The sequence below is a fragment of the Aestuariimicrobium ganziense genome, assembly GCF_015352975.1.
GTDB lineage: Bacteria > Actinomycetota > Actinomycetes > Propionibacteriales > Propionibacteriaceae > Aestuariimicrobium > Aestuariimicrobium ganziense.
The window spans coordinates 278,243-293,939 of record NZ_JACYIZ010000002.1 but is presented as its reverse complement, the minus strand read 5'-3'; the positions used below and the strand labels follow the sequence as shown (position 1 = coordinate 293,939).

The 15,697-nt window shown below is 69.6% G+C and carries 15 protein-coding genes, 1 tRNA gene and 2 pseudogenes; 12 read left to right on the top strand and 6 right to left on the bottom strand.

Features of this window, described 5'->3' with window-relative positions:
- The first annotated feature begins 35 nt into the window (after positions 1–35).
- Complete coding sequence (locus tag IE660_RS05045) at positions 36–299, top strand: hypothetical protein (RefSeq protein ID WP_203567239.1); 264 nt, start codon at positions 36–38, stop codon at positions 297–299.
- A gap of 33 nt (positions 300–332) precedes the next feature.
- On the opposite strand, the gene pepN is transcribed toward IE660_RS05045, so the two are convergent.
- Positions 333–2,894, bottom strand: a complete 2,562-nt coding sequence (gene pepN / locus IE660_RS05040) for an aminopeptidase N (protein ID WP_203567238.1) — start codon at positions 2,892–2,894, stop codon at positions 333–335.
- A 101-nt stretch (positions 2,895–2,995) separates the two neighbouring features.
- Here pepN and IE660_RS05035 point away from each other — a divergent pair, with 101 nt between their 5' ends.
- Both IE660_RS05035 and ligA read left to right on the top strand, forming a co-directional pair.
- Positions 2,996–3,598: a mycothiol-dependent nitroreductase Rv2466c family protein gene (locus tag IE660_RS05035; protein ID WP_203567237.1), complete on the top strand. Its 603-nt coding sequence runs from the start codon at positions 2,996–2,998 to the stop codon at positions 3,596–3,598.
- A gap of 37 nt (positions 3,599–3,635) precedes the next feature.
- The gene (gene ligA, locus IE660_RS05030) at positions 3,636–5,756 is read left to right on the top strand and encodes an NAD-dependent DNA ligase LigA (protein ID WP_203567236.1); all 2,121 of its coding nucleotides are present in this window, start codon (positions 3,636–3,638) and stop codon (positions 5,754–5,756) included.
- 7 nt (positions 5,757–5,763) lie between these two features.
- Here the strand turns inward: ligA and IE660_RS05025 are convergent, their stop codons facing one another.
- The 3 genes and pseudogenes from IE660_RS05025 to IE660_RS16555 all read right to left on the bottom strand — a co-directional run.
- Complete coding sequence (locus tag IE660_RS05025; protein ID WP_203567235.1) at positions 5,764–6,189, bottom strand: GNAT family acetyltransferase; 426 nt, start codon at positions 6,187–6,189, stop codon at positions 5,764–5,766.
- On the bottom strand, positions 6,186–6,953 hold the full coding sequence (locus IE660_RS05020; RefSeq protein WP_328701843.1) for a sterol carrier protein domain-containing protein: 768 nt from the start codon (positions 6,951–6,953) through the stop codon (positions 6,186–6,188). Before IE660_RS05020 ends, IE660_RS05025 begins: the two co-directional genes overlap by 4 nt.
- A gap of 77 nt (positions 6,954–7,030) precedes the next feature.
- A pseudogene (locus IE660_RS16555) lies at positions 7,031–7,267 on the bottom strand (GNAT family N-acetyltransferase); the annotation flags it as partial.
- Here IE660_RS16555 and IE660_RS15700 point away from each other — a divergent pair.
- Positions 7,266–7,427 carry a hypothetical protein gene (locus tag IE660_RS15700; protein WP_235997037.1) on the top strand — a complete coding sequence of 54 codons (162 nt, stop codon included), beginning with the start codon at positions 7,266–7,268 and terminating at the stop codon, positions 7,425–7,427. The pseudogene IE660_RS16555 and the gene IE660_RS15700 overlap by 2 nt on opposite strands.
- A 111-nt stretch (positions 7,428–7,538) precedes the next feature.
- Positions 7,539–8,003, top strand: coding sequence for a ribose-5-phosphate isomerase (locus IE660_RS05010; protein ID WP_203567232.1), 465 nt, complete (start codon positions 7,539–7,541; stop codon positions 8,001–8,003).
- Between the two features lie 12 nt (positions 8,004–8,015).
- On the opposite strand, the gene IE660_RS05005 is transcribed toward IE660_RS05010, so the two are convergent.
- Complete coding sequence (locus tag IE660_RS05005; RefSeq protein ID WP_203567231.1) at positions 8,016–8,219, bottom strand: hypothetical protein; 204 nt, start codon at positions 8,217–8,219, stop codon at positions 8,016–8,018.
- 23 nt (positions 8,220–8,242) lie between these two features.
- On the opposite strand from IE660_RS05005, the gene IE660_RS05000 reads away from it, so the two are divergent.
- From IE660_RS05000 to IE660_RS04980, 5 genes and pseudogenes are all read left to right on the top strand, one after another.
- A complete protein-coding gene (locus tag IE660_RS05000) occupies positions 8,243–9,058 on the top strand; it encodes an Fpg/Nei family DNA glycosylase (protein WP_203567230.1) in 816 nt (271 codons plus the stop codon).
- Positions 9,040–10,392 carry a hypothetical protein gene (locus IE660_RS04995; RefSeq protein WP_203567229.1) on the top strand — a complete coding sequence of 451 codons (1,353 nt, stop codon included), beginning with the start codon at positions 9,040–9,042 and terminating at the stop codon, positions 10,390–10,392. The genes IE660_RS05000 and IE660_RS04995 overlap by 19 nt, the downstream gene beginning before the upstream one ends.
- Positions 10,393–10,550: 158 nt before the next feature.
- Positions 10,551–11,093, top strand: a pseudogene (locus IE660_RS16550) (phosphatidylglycerol lysyltransferase domain-containing protein); the annotation flags it as partial.
- A 136-nt stretch (positions 11,094–11,229) separates the two neighbouring features.
- Positions 11,230–13,917 (top strand): pyruvate, phosphate dikinase, encoded by a 2,688-nt coding sequence (gene ppdK, locus IE660_RS04985; protein ID WP_203567228.1) that lies wholly within the window; start codon positions 11,230–11,232, stop codon positions 13,915–13,917.
- Between the two features lie 108 nt (positions 13,918–14,025).
- Positions 14,026–14,502 carry a hypothetical protein gene (locus tag IE660_RS04980; RefSeq protein WP_203567227.1) on the top strand — a complete coding sequence of 159 codons (477 nt, stop codon included), beginning with the start codon at positions 14,026–14,028 and terminating at the stop codon, positions 14,500–14,502.
- Here IE660_RS04980 and IE660_RS04975 read toward each other — a convergent pair.
- Positions 14,486–14,866: a sensor histidine kinase gene (locus IE660_RS04975; protein WP_203567226.1), complete on the bottom strand. Its 381-nt coding sequence runs from the start codon at positions 14,864–14,866 to the stop codon at positions 14,486–14,488. The two genes, IE660_RS04980 and IE660_RS04975, sit on opposite strands and share 17 nt — an antisense overlap.
- 40 nt (positions 14,867–14,906) lie before the next feature.
- Here IE660_RS04975 and IE660_RS04970 point away from each other — a divergent pair, with 40 nt between their 5' ends.
- A complete protein-coding gene (locus IE660_RS04970) occupies positions 14,907–15,215 on the top strand; it encodes a hypothetical protein (RefSeq protein ID WP_203567225.1) in 309 nt (102 codons plus the stop codon).
- 179 nt (positions 15,216–15,394) lie between these two features.
- Positions 15,395–15,470, top strand: a tRNA-Pro gene (locus IE660_RS04965).
- The last annotated feature ends 227 nt before the right edge of the window (positions 15,471–15,697 follow it).

Here is a 15,697-nt window from a genome sequence, read left to right as displayed (position 1 = left end):
GACAGTGGGGGTCCGGTTTGGCTACTGTGTGCCCCATGACTGAGCTCGTGCTGCTCCCGCTGAAGGTGTTCCCCGGCTGGCCCCAGCCTGAGCCCGTGTCGGGCCTGTTCCTGCTGATGCTCACCGTGGTGGTGCCGCTGGGGGTCGGTGCGATCGTCGTCGCGATCTTCAAGGCGCCCGAGTGGCGTGCCCGCGGCCGTGAGGACGCCCGGGCGGTCGGCATGGTCGAGCTTGATGGCGACGGTGTCGCCGACGACCTCGCCCTGCCCGCCGAGGGCCAGGCTCGACGTAGCGCCTGAGCCCCACCGCGGCTCGCCCGGAAGGGACCAGCCTCAGCTGACCGCCTGGCAGCGCAGCGCCCGCGCCAGCGCGTCCCGGCGCTCGGTCACCGTGCGCTTCACCTGGTCGGAGGGATCGTTGGCGGTGAGCCACGCATCCACCCTGGCCAGCACAGCCTCGTCCCCGTCACCGGGGAACAGCCAGGTCAGCACGTTCTGGACGACCGCGTGCCCGCGGGTCGGCCAGCCCTGCTCGCCGCGTGAGATCTCATCGGCCACTGACAGGTAGCGGTCGACGTAGTCGCTGAGCACCTCGGACTGGTCGTACTGCCAGAAGTTCATCGCGATCTGGCGCTGGGTGCCGTTGGGCACCGAGGTGTCGGACGTGGCCAGCCCCCACGCGGTGGCCTTCGCCTCGGCCCCGGGCAGCGCGGCCCGTGCCCCGGCGGCGGACTCCGCGCCCTGGATGGTGGTGTCCTCGGCCAGCAGGGCATCGATCTGCTCGGGTCCGACCTCACCCATTCGCGCCAGCGCGGTCATGATCCGCCAGCGCATGTCGGTGTCGATGGTGAGCCCCTCGGGCACCTCCTCACCGGCCAGCCAGCCGCGGATCAACTCCGCCCCGGCCGGGGTGTGCACCGAGGCGACCAGCGCGTTGGTGAACGCCAACTGGTGGTCGGAGCCGGGCTCGGCGCCCTTGAGCAGCCCGGCCGCACCGGCCACCAGGCGCTCGCGCACCGCAGCCCGCTTGTCGCGGGCGGTGTAGCCGGTGGCGGCCAGTTGAGCCTGCCGCAGCAACGTGCCGACAGCGGTCAGGTCGCTCTCGCCACCCACGCCGCGCAGCACCAGGTCGACGTAGTCGCCCGAGGCCATCTCGGCGTCGCGACACATGTCCCAGGCCGCCCCCCACAGGATCGCCCGGCCCAGCGGCTCGTCCAGACCGTCGATGTGGGCGACGGCGGTCTGCAGGGACGACTCGTCCAACCGCACCTTGGCGTAGGTCAGGTCGTGGTCGTTGAGCAGGACGAGGTCGGCGGCCGACTCACCCACCAGTTCGGGCACCTCGGTGCGCTCGCCACTGACCTCGACTGGCAGCGAGGTGCGGCGCACCAGACGGCCGTCGACCAGGTCGAACAGTCCGATCGCCATCGAATGGGTGCGCAGCGTGGGCCAGCCGGCGTCGGCGGTCTGGACGATGGTGAACGACTCAATGGCCCCGGCGTTGACGACGACCTCGGGCACCAGAGTGTTGACGCCGGCCTTCTCGAGCCACTCGCCGCTGAACCAGCCGAGCTCTCGTCCGCTGGAGGTCTCCAGGGCACCGAGCAGGTCGGTGAGCTGGGTGTTGCCCCAGGCGTGCTCGTCGAAGTAGGCGCGCACACCGGTCAGGAACTGCTCCTCGCCGACCAGCGAGACCAGCTGCTTGAGCACCGAGGCGCCCTTGGCGTAGGTGATGCCGTCGAAGTTCTGCTCGACCGCTTCGAGGTCGACCATGTCGGCGGCGATCGGGTGGGTGGTGGGCATCTGGTCCTGGACGTAGGCCCAGCCCTTGCGCGCGTTGGCGAACGACACCCAGGGGTCGACCCCACCGTGCTCGTCGACGATCTTGGCCTGGCAGTAGTGCGAGGCCCACTCGGCGAACGACTCGTTGAGCCACAGGTCGTCCCACCAGGTCATGGTGACCAGGTCGCCGAACCACATGTGCGCGAGTTCGTGCAGGATCGTGTTGTCGCGCGCCTCGTGGGCCGCAGCGGTCACCCGCGACCGGAACAGGTACTCGTCTCGGATGGTGACGCAGCCCGCGTTCTCCATCGCGCCGGCGTTGAACTCGGGCACGAACACTTGGTCGTAGGTGCCGAACGGGTAGCCGACGCCGAAGGCCTCCTCGAACACGGTGAACCCGCGCTGGGTGGTGGTGAGGATCCGCTCGGCATCGAGGTGCTCGACCACGCTCTGGCGGCACATCACCGAGGCAGGCACCTCGCCGGTGGTCGAGGTGAGCGTGTCGCGCACCACGTGGTAGTCACCGGCGACCAGCGCGGTGATGTAGGTCGACATCGGCGGGGTGGGCTCGAAGCTCCACAGTGCGGCGTCGTCGTCGGTCGGCTCGGGATCGACGGCCGGGGCGTTCGACACGACGGTCCAGTGGGCCGGGGCGAGCACCGACAGCGTGAACGTGGCCTTCAGGTCGGGCTGGTCGAAGCAGGCGAACATCCGCCGGGCGTCGGCGATCTCGAACTGGGTGTAGAGGTAGACCAACTGGTCTGCGGGGTCGACGAACCGGTGCAGGCCCTCGCCGGTGTGGGAGTAGCGGCACAGCGCGACGATGGTCAGTTCGTGGTCGCCCTCGGAGAGTTCCAGCGGCATCCGGTGGCCGGTGAACGCCTCGGCGTCGAGGGCAGCACCGTCCAACTCGGCCGACAGCACCCGATCAGCGATCAGGTCGATCCAGGTCGTCCCGGCCCCGGAGCTGAACGTGACCGTGGTCGACGAGACGAAGGTGTCAGCATCGGCGAGATCGCGACCGGTCAGGTCGACGTGCACACGGTAGGACTCGCTGGTCACCAGGCATGCGCGGTCGGCTGCTTCGGCGCGGGTCAGGTTGGCCGGATTCATGGTGTGGTCTCCACAGGGTCAGGGGGTGGCCGCGGGCGTCCCGGGGCTGCGACGAGCCTAGCGGCATCGAGGTGTCGGTCGAGGCGTCTAGGCTGGCCCCCATGACGACGCGAGTTGACTTCTGGTTCGACCCCACCTGCCCCTGGGCCTGGATGACCTCCCGCTGGATGCTGGAGGTCGAGAAGGTGCGCGACGTGCACACCGTCTTCCACGTGATGAGCCTGTCGGTGCTCAACGAGGGCCGCGACCTCGACCCCGACTACCTCGCCTTCCTGGCGACCGCCAAGGCCCCGGTCAGGGCCGCCATCGGCGTCCGCGAGACCTACGGGGACGAGCGGGTGCGCGACTTCTACACCGCCATCGGCACCCGCTTCCACCTCGGCGAGCAGGACCGTGACATCGAGACCATCAAGGCCGCCCTGCGCGAGTGCGACATGGACGAGACCATCGCCGACCGCGCCCAGACCGACGAGTGGGACGAACTGCTGGTGGCCAGCCACCATGAGGGCATGGACCCCGTCGGAGACGAGGTGGGCACCCCGGTGATCCACATCAACGGCATGGCCCTGTTCGGACGGGTGATCTCGCCCGCACCCAAGGGTGAGGAGGCCGGCAACCTGTTCGACGGGTTCGCCAAGGTGACCGCCTACCCCGGCTTCTTCGAGCTGAAGCGCACCCGGACGGTGGGCCCGATCTTTGACTGAGCCTCAGGCGCCGCAGGCCGGTGCTGACACTTCGGGGGTGGCCGAGCCGACCCCCGAGGTGCGCCATGCCTGGACCGACCTGGCCGAGCGGATCACCGAGGCCCAGCAGTCGTACTACGGCCAGGATGCTCCGGTGGTCAACGACGCCACCTATGACGGTTGGCTGCGCGAGCTCGAGGCGCTCGAGGACCAGTGGCCTGCGCTGCGAACCCCCGACAGCCCCACCCAGAAGGTGGGAGCCGCCCAGTTCACCGACTTCGCCCCGGTCGAGCACCGGCAGCGGATGGAGTCGCTCGACAACGCCTTCTCAGACGACGAGTTGGACGAGTGGCTGGCTCGCACTGACCGAGCCCTGGACGGTGCAACGGTGCAGTACCTGTGCGAGCTCAAGATCGACGGGCTGGCGATCAACCTCACCTACGAGCGCGGGCGGCTGGTCAGCGCCGCCACCCGGGGCGACGGTCGGGTGGGGGAGGACGTCACCGGCAATGTGCGCACCATCACCGGCGTGCCGCACCAACTGGTGGGCGACGACGTGCCCGAGTTGCTCGAGGTGCGCGGCGAGATCTTCTTCCCGCTGGCCCGGTTCGAGGAACTGAACGCCTCGCTGGTCGAGGCCGGCAAGGCACCGTTCGCCAACCCGCGCAACGCCGCCGCCGGCTCGCTGCGCCAGAAGGATCCCCGGGTCACCGCCACCCGCCCGCTGCGGATGCTGGTGCACGGCATCGGTGCCCGCACCGGCTTCGACCCCGAGCGGCAGTCTGAGGCCTACGACCGGCTCAAGGCCTGGGGACTGCCCACCTCGCCCCACGTGCGGGTGGTCGACACCGCCGACGAGGTCAAGGCCTACGTCACCCACCACGGCGAGCACCGCCACGACCTGCGCGGCGACCCCGACGACCAGCACGAGATCGACGGTGTCGTGGTCAAGGTCGACCAGATCAGCCAGCAGCGTGCACTGGGTTCCACGTCGCGTGCGCCGCGGTGGGCGGTCGCCTTCAAGTACCCACCTGAAGAGGTCAACACCCGACTGCTCGACATCCAGGTCAATGTCGGACGAACTGGACGCGTCACCCCGTTCGCGGTGATGGAGCCGGTGCTGGTGGCCGGCTCGACCGTGGCGATGGCCACCCTGCACAACGCCCACGAGGTGGAGCGCAAGGGCGTGCTGATCGGCGACATGGTGGTGCTGCGCAAGGCCGGCGACGTGATCCCCGAGGTGCTCGGGCCGGTGGTCGACCTGCGCGACGGCAACGAGCGGGCGTTCGTCATGCCCACCCACTGCCCGTCGTGCGGCACGGAGCTTCGCCCTGAGAAGGAGGGCGACAAGGACATTCGTTGCCCGAACTCCCGGTCGTGCCCGTCTCAGTTGCGCGAACGCCTGTTCGGCCTGGCCTCGCGCGGCGCCCTCGACATCGAGGTGCTCGGCTTCGAGGCAGCCAACGCCCTGCTCAGTTCGGGGGTGCTCGAGTCGGAGGCCGGGTTGTTCGACCTGACGCTGGACGACCTGCACCGCACCAGCCTCTACACCCGGGCGGCCAAGAAGGCCGAGGCGGCCGACCCCGAGACGGTGCCGGGTGGTGTCGTCGACGGCCGGGTGGTCTCGGCCCAGGGCCTCAAGTTGGTCGACAACCTCGAACGCGCCAAGCAGCAGCCGCTGTGGCGGGTGCTGGTGGCACTCTCGATCCGCCACGTCGGCCCGACCGCTGCCCGCGCGCTGGCGACCAGGTTCGAGTCGATGGAGGCGATCCGGGCCGCCTCGGTCGAGCAGTTGGCCGACACCGACGGGGTCGGCCAGGTGATCGCCGAGTCGGTGCGCGACTGGTTCGAGGTCGACTGGCACCGCGAACTGGTCGAGCGTTGGGCAGCCGCCGGGGTGCGAATGGCTGACGAACGCGACGAGTCGACGCCCCGCACGCTGGAGGGCCTGACCATCGTGGTGACCGGGTCTCTGGCCGGGTTCACCCGTGACGAGGTCAAGGAGGCCATCATCAGCCGCGGTGGCAAGGCGTCGGGCTCGGTGAGCAAGAACACCGACTTCGTGGTGGTGGGCGAGAACGCTGGCTCCAAGGCGACCCGGGCCGAGGAGTTGGGGCGTCCGATCCTGAACGAGGCGGGGTTCGTCCAACTGCTCGAGGGAGGGCCCTCAGCCCTGTGAGCGGCACTCAGCCGAATCGTCGTCCGTAGACGACCACCGGCTGCAGTTCGTATCCGAGCGCGTCGTAGAAGGCGCGGACCGCTTCGTTGTCGTCGCGCACCATCAGCTGGATCTTCGGCATGCCGTGCTCGTGGGCCCACTGCTCGCAGGCGTCCATCATCCGCCGGCCCAGCCCGGAACCCTGCAGGTCCGGTGCGACGGCCAGGTAGTAGACCCAGGCCCGATGGCCCTCGTGGCCGACGAGCGCAGTGGCCAGCAGGCGCTCGTCCTCGACCAGGCCGAGCACCTGCGACGAGGGCCCGCGCACTGCGCGCAGGAAGTCGTCCACCGGCGGGTTCCACGGCCGGGTCAGCCCGCAGGCCGTCCACAGCGCCACGGCCTCGTCGGCATGGCGTTCGTCCAGGACGACGAGTTCGGGCTGGACGGTGCTCACCAGTGCGCCTTGTTGAGCGGACGACGCTGCACCGCGAACAGGGCGTCCAGGCGGTTGACGGCCTCGTCGCTGCCCGTGACAAGGCCGACGTCGGCCAGGCGGCGAACCCGCACGTCACCGAAGTAGAGCGAGCCCAGCGTGGCGACGTCGAGCATCGCCGGGTCGTCACCGCCCTCGGCCACCTCGACGCCGTCGGCACCGACGGTCACCGTCCAGGTGCCGGCGCTCAGGCCGAGCGGGTCGACCACCTCGAGGCAGGCGCTGCCGCGCTGTTCCCAGCCGCGGATCCGCAGCGCCTCGGCCACATCGAGCACCCGCAGCCAGGCGTGGTCGGAGACGCGGGTGGTCTTGAGCCGGCGCGGGTCGGCCAGCACCCAGCGCAGCGGCCCGTCCGGGTCGACGCAGTGGGCGGTCACCTTGGTGCACAGTTCGTGGCGGCCGAGGTAGTTCCACAACGCGACCTCGGCAGTCGGGTTGGCAGCCATCAGGTCCTCGACCTCGATGGTGTCGTCGTCGCGGTTGATCTCGTAGACGAGCACGCCGTCGATCTCGCCGTCGTCGCCGGTGTGGACGGCCGAGCGCACCTTGGGATTGGGCTCACCCGACTCCCACTCGAACTCGCCGCTGAGCAGTCCGGCGTAGTAGGGGCCCCGTTCGTGGGCGCCGCGGCTGGTCTCGAGGAACTCGCGACTGAGGCGGGCCACCGCAGCCTTGACGTCCACGTGCTTGGGGTCGACCACGTCGAGCCTGGTCGAGGCGGGCACCCTGAGCGCGAAACCGGGGGAGGTGTCGAGTTCGATCCGGGTGTGGTGGGTGGCCGGCCCGAAACGAACCGGCCGTAGATCGTGGTGTCGGTGCAGGTCAACGAGGCGAACACCTGGCCACGCTGCTGGGCCTGGCGCAGGTCGTGCAGCATCAGCGCTCGCATCAGGCCGCGTCGGATGTGCGACTGACGAACCGTGACGTCGGTGATCAGGTCGACCTGGGCGAGCGTGGCGCCGGTGTTGAGCACACCGTCGAACGACAGGAAGGTCGCCGCCGGTCCTGGCAGGCTGCCCGGGAGGGCACCTCCGTACATGCCGGTCAGCCTGGTCGGCACCGCCACGAAGTCCCGGAACCAGGCCTGCATCTTGGTCTCGCTGGCCGACTTGGCGTTGAAGCCGAGCAGCACGGCCTGCATCCACTCGCGCATCGGGTCGTCGAGCGCCTCACCGATCTCGAGGGTGCGCAGTTCGTAGTCGTTGACGGAGTCCACGAGACTCGACACTAGTCGCCGCTGGATGCAGGCCCCCAGACCGAGCAGGAGCTGGAAAGGCGAACAAGGGCCCTGACCTGACACACTGGGCGCCATGCGAGTCCACATCGGCACCGACCACGCCGCCTTCGAACTCAAGAACCACCTCGTCACCGAGCTGCGCAAGCTCGGCCACGAGGTCGTCGACCACGGGGCGCTGGAGTACGACGACGCCGATGACTACCCAGTCTTCATCATCCCCACCGCCGAGGCCGTGGCTGCTGATCCCGAATCATTGGGCATCGTGCTGGGCGGCTCGGGCAACGGTGAGAACATCGCCGCCAACAAGGTCAAGGGCATCCGCTCGATCCTCGCCTACAACACCGACACCGCTCGGCTGGGCCGCCAGCACAACAACGCCAACGTGATCGCCCTCGGCGGTCGCATGGCCAGCCCCGAGGAGTCGCTGGCCATCGTCCAGACCTTCCTCCAGACTCGGTGGCCGGACGAGGAGCGCCACGCCCGCCGGATCGACCTGCTCACCCGCTACGAGCAGACCGGCTCGCTCGACGCCTCATGAGCTGACCGGCGCTCAGCGGGGACGTCGCCCCTGAGCTCTGGCCAACAGCTGCTCCAGCACAGCCGCGGCAGCGGCATGGTCGTCCTCGCTGGGACGACTGACCTCGCGGGTGCGCACCCCGGTGTCCCACCCGACCAGGCCGGTGATGCCGTCGTGGCCGAACTCGCGCGGCAGTTCGCGCGGTTCGGGGGCGCTCGCCCGGCGGTCGGAACCCATGGCCCCAGACTAGGCTGACCCGCATGCCCGAAGGCCACGTCATCCACCGGCTCGCCCACGCCGTCAACGCCGCGTTCGCCGGCCGGACGGTGCAGGTCACCTCACCCCAGGGCAGATTCGCCGACTCCGCGGTGCTGCTCGACGGCCACGTGCTCAGCGGGGCCCAGGCCTGGGGCAAGCACCTGTTCATCGACTTCGACGCGCCGGTCGACACGGCCACGATCCAGATCCACCTCGGCCTGATCGGCAAGCTGCGGGTCGGCCCGATCGAACCGGTCAAGGGCCTCGTCCGGCTGCGGATCACCGACGGTGACACCGCCGCCGACCTGCGCGGTCCCCAGACCTGCGTGCTGCAGTCACCCGCAGAGGTCGACGCCGTGGTGGCACCGCTCGGGCCCGACCCGCTGCGCGCGGACGCCGACCCCGAGGTCGCCTGGCAGCGGATCCACCGCTCGTCGAAGCCGATCGCCGCCCTGCTGATGGACCAGAGGATCACCGCCGGGGTGGGCAACATCTACCGCGCTGAGGTGCTGTTTCGGCACCGGATCGATCCCGCCTGCCCGGGCAACAAGCTCAAGCGCTCGAGTTGGGAACTGATCTGGGCCGACCTGGTGGCCCTGATGGCGCTGGGGGTGCAGGACGGCCGGATCGACACCGTCACCGACGAACACACCCCCGAGGCGATGGGACGAGACGCCCGCGTCGACCGCCATGGCGGGGAGGTGTACGTCTACCGACGTGCCGACCTGCCCTGCTGGGTCTGCGGGTCACGGGTGCGCACCCGCCTGCTCGAGGGGCGCAACCTGTACTGGTGCGGACGATGCCAACGCCGCCACTGAGTCAACGGACACTCGACGAGCCGCTGGTCTGGCAGGGCATCGCGCTGCACCCGCTCGGTGCCGACCTCGGTCCGGTGCTCGACCAGCACAGCGGACTTGTGCTCGCCGACCGGATCGGTGTCGAGTTCGACGCGCCCTGGCAACCCGTGGGGCCGGGCACCTGGCGGTGGGGGAGCGCCACGGTCAGCGTCGAGTGGCTGGTCGAGGACGACCAGTGGGCCTTGCTGCTCGACCTGCGCAGCACGGACGACCTGACGGTCCCCGGGCCGAGGCTGGTGGTCGAGGGCGAGTGGCCCACGCAGCACTACCGGGTCGACGTGCGCCACTGTGGCCTCGTCCTCGAACCCGGGCGCGACGACGGGTCAGCCGTTGTGCTGGCCGCCCAACCGCGCGTCGGCGACTGGGGCCACCCACTCGACGGCATACCGATCAACCTGCGCGGCAGCCGGATCACCCGGCGACTGACCTGGACCGCGCGCTGGGTGCGCACCCCGGCCGACCTGGCCGGCCTGCTGCCCGCCTGGTACCCACCCCACACCAGCGGCGACCCGGGGAGCGAGATCGTCCTCCCGCTGCCCGCTGCCGGCATCGACAGCCGCACCCTGACCGTCGTGCAGGACGAGGACGCCGCAGTGGTGACCCTGCTGTCCGGCGCCCACACCATCGACGTCCACCAAGCCGCCACCAGCAGCCGAGTGCTGGTGTGGGGACGCGCGGACGCCGTTGACCACGACGAGCCGGCCGCTGGGACTGCGCTAGCGGTGGCCAACGCACTGCGGGCGGGCGACCTCGAGGGGGCAGAGCAACACCTGGAGGAGGTGCTCCACCGCCCCGGGACGGTGCCCCCACTGGTCGTGGCGCTCTCGGCCAACCTGTTGGCGGCCAGTGCGAGACCGGAGCATGCCGCCCTGGTCGAGGAGGCCCTGGTGAGGATGTCGCCCGAGGCGGGCGCCGTGCTGGCCCACGCCCGGGCGTGGACGGCGTTGCTCGTCCACGGTGCACAGCCGAGCCCGCCCCCACCCCCACCCGCACCCGCGGCGGCTGACCACCGCCCGGCGCCGACCTGTCGACGCGCCGAACTCGCCGTCCTGAGCGGCGCCGATCACCCGACCGGAGATGTGTGGCGGATGTGGGGCCTGACCGGGCGAGGTCTGCCCGTCGAGACCCTCGATCCCGACCTGGTGGCCCCCTTCCTGGCCGTGCTCGAGCACGCTCCCGAACACTGGGACCTGGGCGATGGATCCCTGCTGCCGATGCCCGCCCAGGTCGAGGCCGTGCGCACCCGACTGCTCGCCGAGCACCCAGATCACGAGGCATCCGCCTGGCTGTGGTGACCAACACTGTCAACACATGCGACCACGCTCTTGGGGCGAGCCCCTGACGGTGCAACAGTTGAGGCCGTGACCGGTGCACGCCCCCCACAGAGGCTCGCCCAGGGGAAGTTCGTTGAGGGGAAGTTCGTTCAGGGGAAGCTCGCCCAGAGCAGGTTCGCCTGCTCATCGTTCGGCGGCGCGACTTCAGCGCCCACACCGTCGCCGGCAACCGGCGCGCCGCCCTGCTCGTGCTGTTGGCAGGCCTGGCCGTGACCTGGTCGGTCGGCTGGCTGTTGACCTACCTTGCCGGCGGGGCCGGTCGTCCGCGCTCGCGCCTGGCCAGGCTGATCCGGCGTCTGGTCACTGGTTCGACTGGCGGCCCGCTGCCCACGCCGCACTGGGTCGCCATGGCCGTGGGCACCCTCGCGGCGATCAGCCTGCGGGCCGCACTGCTCACGCTGATGCGCTCGCAGCGGGCTCGCGCACAGCTGCCCCCGTCCGACGAACTGACCGTGCGCACGCTGGTGCAGCAGAACTCCGAGGACTCCCTGGGCTATCTCGCCACCCGGCGCGACAAGACCCTGATCACCTCACCCACGCGGTCCGCAGCCATCGCGGGGCGTGTGCAGTCCGGTGTCTGCCTGGCCGCCGGTGACCCGCTGGGGCCTCGTGAACACTGGCCTGAGGCGATCACCGCATGGTTGGCGACGGCGCGCCGCTACGGCTGGACGTGCGGTCGGTTGACGAGCCCCGCGGGCACCACCGCCCGTCCAATGAAAGTCCGCACCCCGGGGGCACCCCGGAAAATCGATCTGCCTAGGGTAGGGGCCAAGTTCACAACCCGACAACGAGGTCGACATGACGCAATATGTGTACTCCTTCTCCGAGGGCAACCGCGACCAGAAGGACCTGCTGGGTGGCAAGGGTGCAAACCTTGCCGAGATGACCAACATGGGTCTTCCGGTGCCCCCCGGCTTCACCATCACCACCGAGGCCTGCAAGGCCTACTTGGCCGAGGGTGCCGTACCCGCGGAGATGGATGCCCAGGTCACTGACCACCTGACCCGCGTCGAGCAGGCGCTGGGTCGCACCTTGGGTGACCCCGACGACCCGTTGCTGGTGTCGGTGCGCTCGGGCGCGAAGTTCTCGATGCCCGGCATGATGGAGACCGTCCTCAACATCGGCCTCAACGACCAGTCGGTCAACGGCCTGGCCAAGATCTCCGAGGACGAGCGCTTTGCCTGGGACTCCTACCGCCGCCTGATCCAGATGTACGGCAAGACGGTCATGGAGGTGCCCGGCGACCTGTTCGAGGACGCCCTGGCCGACGCCAAGGAGCGCAAGGGCGTCACGCTCGACACCGACCTGACCGCCGACGACCTCAAGGCCCTGGTCGAGCAGTTCAAGCAGATCGTCAAGGACACCACTGGCGCCGACTTCCCGCAGGATCCGCGCAACCAGCTCGACGCCGCCACCGAGGCAGTCTTCCGGTCGTGGAACGGCGAGCGCGCCATCATCTACCGTCGCCAGGAGCGCATCCCCGAAGACCTCGGGACCGCCGTCAACGTGTGCACCATGGTCTTCGGCAACCTCGGTGACGACTCCGGCACCGGCGTCGCCTTCACCCGCGACCCCGCCACCGGCCACCCCGGCGTCTACGGCGACTACCTGCAGAACGCACAGGGCGAGGACGTCGTGGCCGGCATCCGCAACACCATGCCGCTGTCGGCACTGCAGGAGCTCAACCCGGCCGCGCACGCCCGTCTGCTCGAGATCATGCACCAGCTCGAGGAGCACTACCTCGACCTGTGCGACATCGAGTTCACCGTCGAGCGCGGCAAGCTGTGGATGCTGCAGACCCGCGTCGGCAAGCGCACGGCTCAGGCCGCCTTCCGGATCGCCACCCAGTTGGTGGACGAGGGCCTGATCAGCGAGGACGAGGCGCTCAACCGCGTCACCGGTGACCAGCTGGTGCACCTGATGTTCCCCAGCTTCGACGACGACGCTCCGAAGAACCGGATCGCCAAGGGCATGAACGCCTCCCCGGGTGCGGCTGTTGGTCAGATCGTGTTCTCGTCCGAGGCTGCCGTCGAGTGGGCCAAGAAGGGCAAGAAGGTCATCCTGGTTCGCCGAGAGACCAACCCCGACGACCTCAACGGCATGATCGCCTCGGTCGGCATCCTGACCAGCCGTGGCGGCAAGACCAGCCACGCTGCCGTGGTCGCCCGCGGCATGGGCAAGACCTGTGTCTGTGGCGCCGAGCAGCTCGACGTCGACACCAAGCGCAACCAGATGACCTGCCCCGACGGCACGGTGCTGGTCGAGGGTGACGTGGTCTCGATCGACGGCACCAGCGGTGACGTCTACGCCGGCGATGTGCCGGTGGCCCCGAGCCTGGTCGTGCAGTACTTCGAGGGCACCCTCGACCCCAGCAGCGACGAGCTCGTGGCTGCTGTCGACCGGATCATGAAGACTGCCGACAAGCAGGCCCGGCTCAAGGTTCGCGCCAACGCCGACAACGGCCCCGACGCCGCTCGTGCCCGCCGCTTCGGCGCCCAGGGCGTGGGTCTGTGCCGCACCGAGCACATGTTCCTCGGCGACCGGCGTGAGCTGGTCGAGCGGCTGATCCTGGCCCCGGGGTCGGAGCAGCGCCGTGCGGTGCTCGAAGAGCTTCGTCCGCTGCAGCGTGGCGACTTCATCGAGATCTTCGAGGCCATGGACGGGCTGCCGGTCACCATCCGCCTGCTCGACCCGCCGCTGCACGAGTTCCTGCCCGACCTGGTCGAGCTGAGCGTCAAGGTGGCCGTCGACGAGCACGACCACAAGGAGACCGAGGAGGACGAGAGCCTGCTGGCCGCCGTCCGTCGCCTGCACGAGCAGAACCCGATGCTGGGCCTGCGTGGTGTGCGCCTCGGCCTGGTCACCAAGGGTCTGTTCGCGATGCAGGCCCGTGCGGTGCTCGAGGCTGCGGCCGAGCGGATCAAGGCCGGCGGCGATCCTCGTCCCGAGATCATGATCCCGCTGGTCGGTGCGGTGCAGGAGTTGGAGAGCATCAAGGTCGAGATCGACGAGGTGGCCACCAAGGTCGCCGAGGAGTCCGGCGTCGACGTGCACCACCTGATCGGCACCATGATCGAGCTGCCGCGTGCAGCCCTGACCGCTGGCCAGATCGCTGAGGTCGCCGAGTTCTTCAGCTTCGGCACCAACGACCTGACCCAGACCACGTGGGGCTTCAGCCGCGACGACGTCGAGGCGGAGTTCTTCAGCGAGTACCTCGACCGGGGCATCTTCCGGGTCTCGCCGTTCGAGTCGCTCGACATCGACGGTGTCGGCCGCCTGGTCAAGGTCGCCGTGCGCGAGGGCCGCGCTGCTCGTCGCGACATCCACCTGGGTGTCTGTGGTGAGCACGGTGGCGATCCCGCTTCGGTGCACTTCTTCCACGAGGTCGGCCTCGACTACGTGTCGTGCAGCCCGTTCCGCGTGCCGGTCGCCCGGCTCGAGGCGGGTCGTGCAGCCAACGAGGCAGCGCACAGCGACACCCGGTAGTCGTCGCCAGCGACATCACCAGCGGCGCACCGTCCACCAGGGCGGTGCGCCGCTGGAGTGCGGGGGAAGGCGGGGAACGGCCGGGCGAGCGCGCGTAGCGTGGGTGCCATGTCGTTCGGGCCAGGCCACTCCCGCCGCAGCGGGCCACTGATTGCGGCCGTCACGCTGGTCATGGCTGTGAGTCTGGCCATCGGTACGCAGCTGGTCGGCTCACGGACGACGAGTCCAGGGCCAAGCCCCGGCGTCGTCCCGAGCACGACGCTGCCCGGTGAGTGCCCGCACCTCGTTCCGGTCGCCGGGGGCGTCGCCGAGGACTTCGGAGCCATGGTGCGATGGCAGGGCCGCGACTACCAGGCCACCGAGGAATCTCCTCAGGCGGTTGGGCCCCTGCTGTTCACCGTGTGGTGCAGCATCCCCGAGATCGCGTCGTCCAACGGCGTGGTGAGCCAGCCGTCGCCCGACCGCACCTCGACCATCCTGGCCAGCGGGGCACCCGTGCACGCGGTTGCGGGAGCATCCAGCGCCTGCGCCGTCGCGGCCCAGGTCGCCGACAGAGGCTGGGTGCTCTTCAGCGCGGGGTGCTGAGACCGCGATTCGGTGCGGGCAGCCGGACGGTGAAGGTCGAGCCCAGGCCTCGTCCCTCGGACGAGGCCGTGATCGTGCCGCCGTGGGCCTCGACGATGCCTCGGGCGATGGTCAGCCCGACGCCTGAGCCGTCACCCCTGCGTGAGCCCTCGGCCCGATGGAAGCGTTCGAACACCTTCTCGAACTCGTCTGCGTCGAGCCCCACCCCGGTGTCGGTCACCGACAGCAGGGTTCCCCTGCCGTCCGGTCGGCACAGCACGGTGATCGATCCGCCCGGGTCGGTGGCCCGGATGGCGTTGCCGACCAGGTTGGTGACCACTTGGGCCATCCGGTCGGGGTCGATCGAGCTCGAGAACCGTGACATCGCCGACCTCTAGAAGACCATCGCCGAGGTCTCGGAGCAGTTGGTCAAGGATGTGCTGGGCCGGCTGCTGAAGGCCTCCGAGCAGCACCTGCAGGCATTCACCACCGTCGCCGTGGGCAAGTCCCTGCCCGAGCCCGGCAGCGGCCAGGGCCCCGGCAACGGACCCGACGATCGACCCGGCGGCATGGGACAGGGCAAGCCTGGCGGCATGGGACAGCGCGGAACCGGACAGCCCCGCGCCGACGCCAACCGCGACGGCATCTGTGACATGCCCGGCGAGCCGGTCAACCCCGGTCAGGGCGCCACCCCGGGTGGTCGTCAGGGTGGTCGTCGGGGACGCAACCGCTGAAACACGTTCCCCCGCACGAAAATCGAGGTCCCGCACCAACGTTGGTGGGGGAACTCTATTGTCGGGCGGGGGAAGGGCTGGCCTGGGCGGCAGGACATCCCCCGCGCGGTGCTCGCTGTCGCTGTCGTCACCGGGTCCACTACAGTGGACGAGCCGAGCGGACCTCGTCCATCGGCGACCGGGGCGTAGCGTAGTGGCTAGCGCGCCTGCTTTGGGAGCAGGAGACCGCAGGTTCGAGTCCTGTCGCCCCGACCAATTCAAGAGCTTCATCTGACAAGGCGTTTCTCCAAGTTGACTAGGGGGAACGCCTTGTTCCATGTGTCGGTCCGATGAGCACCAAGGGGCCTCCGAGGGACTTGTGGGGACATTCATCTCCCACGTATCTCCCACGACGAGAGGCTCGACATGACGACGAAGCGGACAACCTCATCTCCGACCAGCGATGCGGGAAACGCCAGTGACTTGCGTTCCCCCCAAGGGAA

Bases quoted from the DNA above. Each gene is read 5' to 3' on its own strand.
- IE660_RS05045 (WP_203567239.1), top strand. From the start codon at position 36: ATGACTGAGCTCGTGCTGCTCCCGCTGAAGGTGTTCCCCGGCTGGCCC.
- pepN (WP_203567238.1), bottom strand. From the start codon at position 2,894: ATGAATCCGGCCAACCTGACCCGCGCCGAAGCAGCCGACCGCGCATGC.
- IE660_RS05035 (WP_203567237.1), top strand. From the start codon at position 2,996: ATGACGACGCGAGTTGACTTCTGGTTCGACCCCACCTGCCCCTGGGCC.
- IE660_RS15700 (WP_235997037.1), top strand. From the start codon at position 7,266: ATGCCGGTCAGCCTGGTCGGCACCGCCACGAAGTCCCGGAACCAGGCC.
- IE660_RS05010 (WP_203567232.1), top strand. From the start codon at position 7,539: ATGCGAGTCCACATCGGCACCGACCACGCCGCCTTCGAACTCAAGAAC.
- IE660_RS05005 (WP_203567231.1), bottom strand. From the start codon at position 8,219: ATGGGTTCCGACCGCCGGGCGAGCGCCCCCGAACCGCGCGAACTGCCG.
- IE660_RS05000 (WP_203567230.1), top strand. From the start codon at position 8,243: ATGCCCGAAGGCCACGTCATCCACCGGCTCGCCCACGCCGTCAACGCC.
- IE660_RS04995 (WP_203567229.1), top strand. From the start codon at position 9,040: ATGCCAACGCCGCCACTGAGTCAACGGACACTCGACGAGCCGCTGGTC.
- ppdK (WP_203567228.1), top strand. From the start codon at position 11,230: ATGACGCAATATGTGTACTCCTTCTCCGAGGGCAACCGCGACCAGAAG.
- IE660_RS04980 (WP_203567227.1), top strand. From the start codon at position 14,026: ATGTCGTTCGGGCCAGGCCACTCCCGCCGCAGCGGGCCACTGATTGCG.
- IE660_RS04975 (WP_203567226.1), bottom strand. From the start codon at position 14,866: ATGTCACGGTTCTCGAGCTCGATCGACCCCGACCGGATGGCCCAAGTG.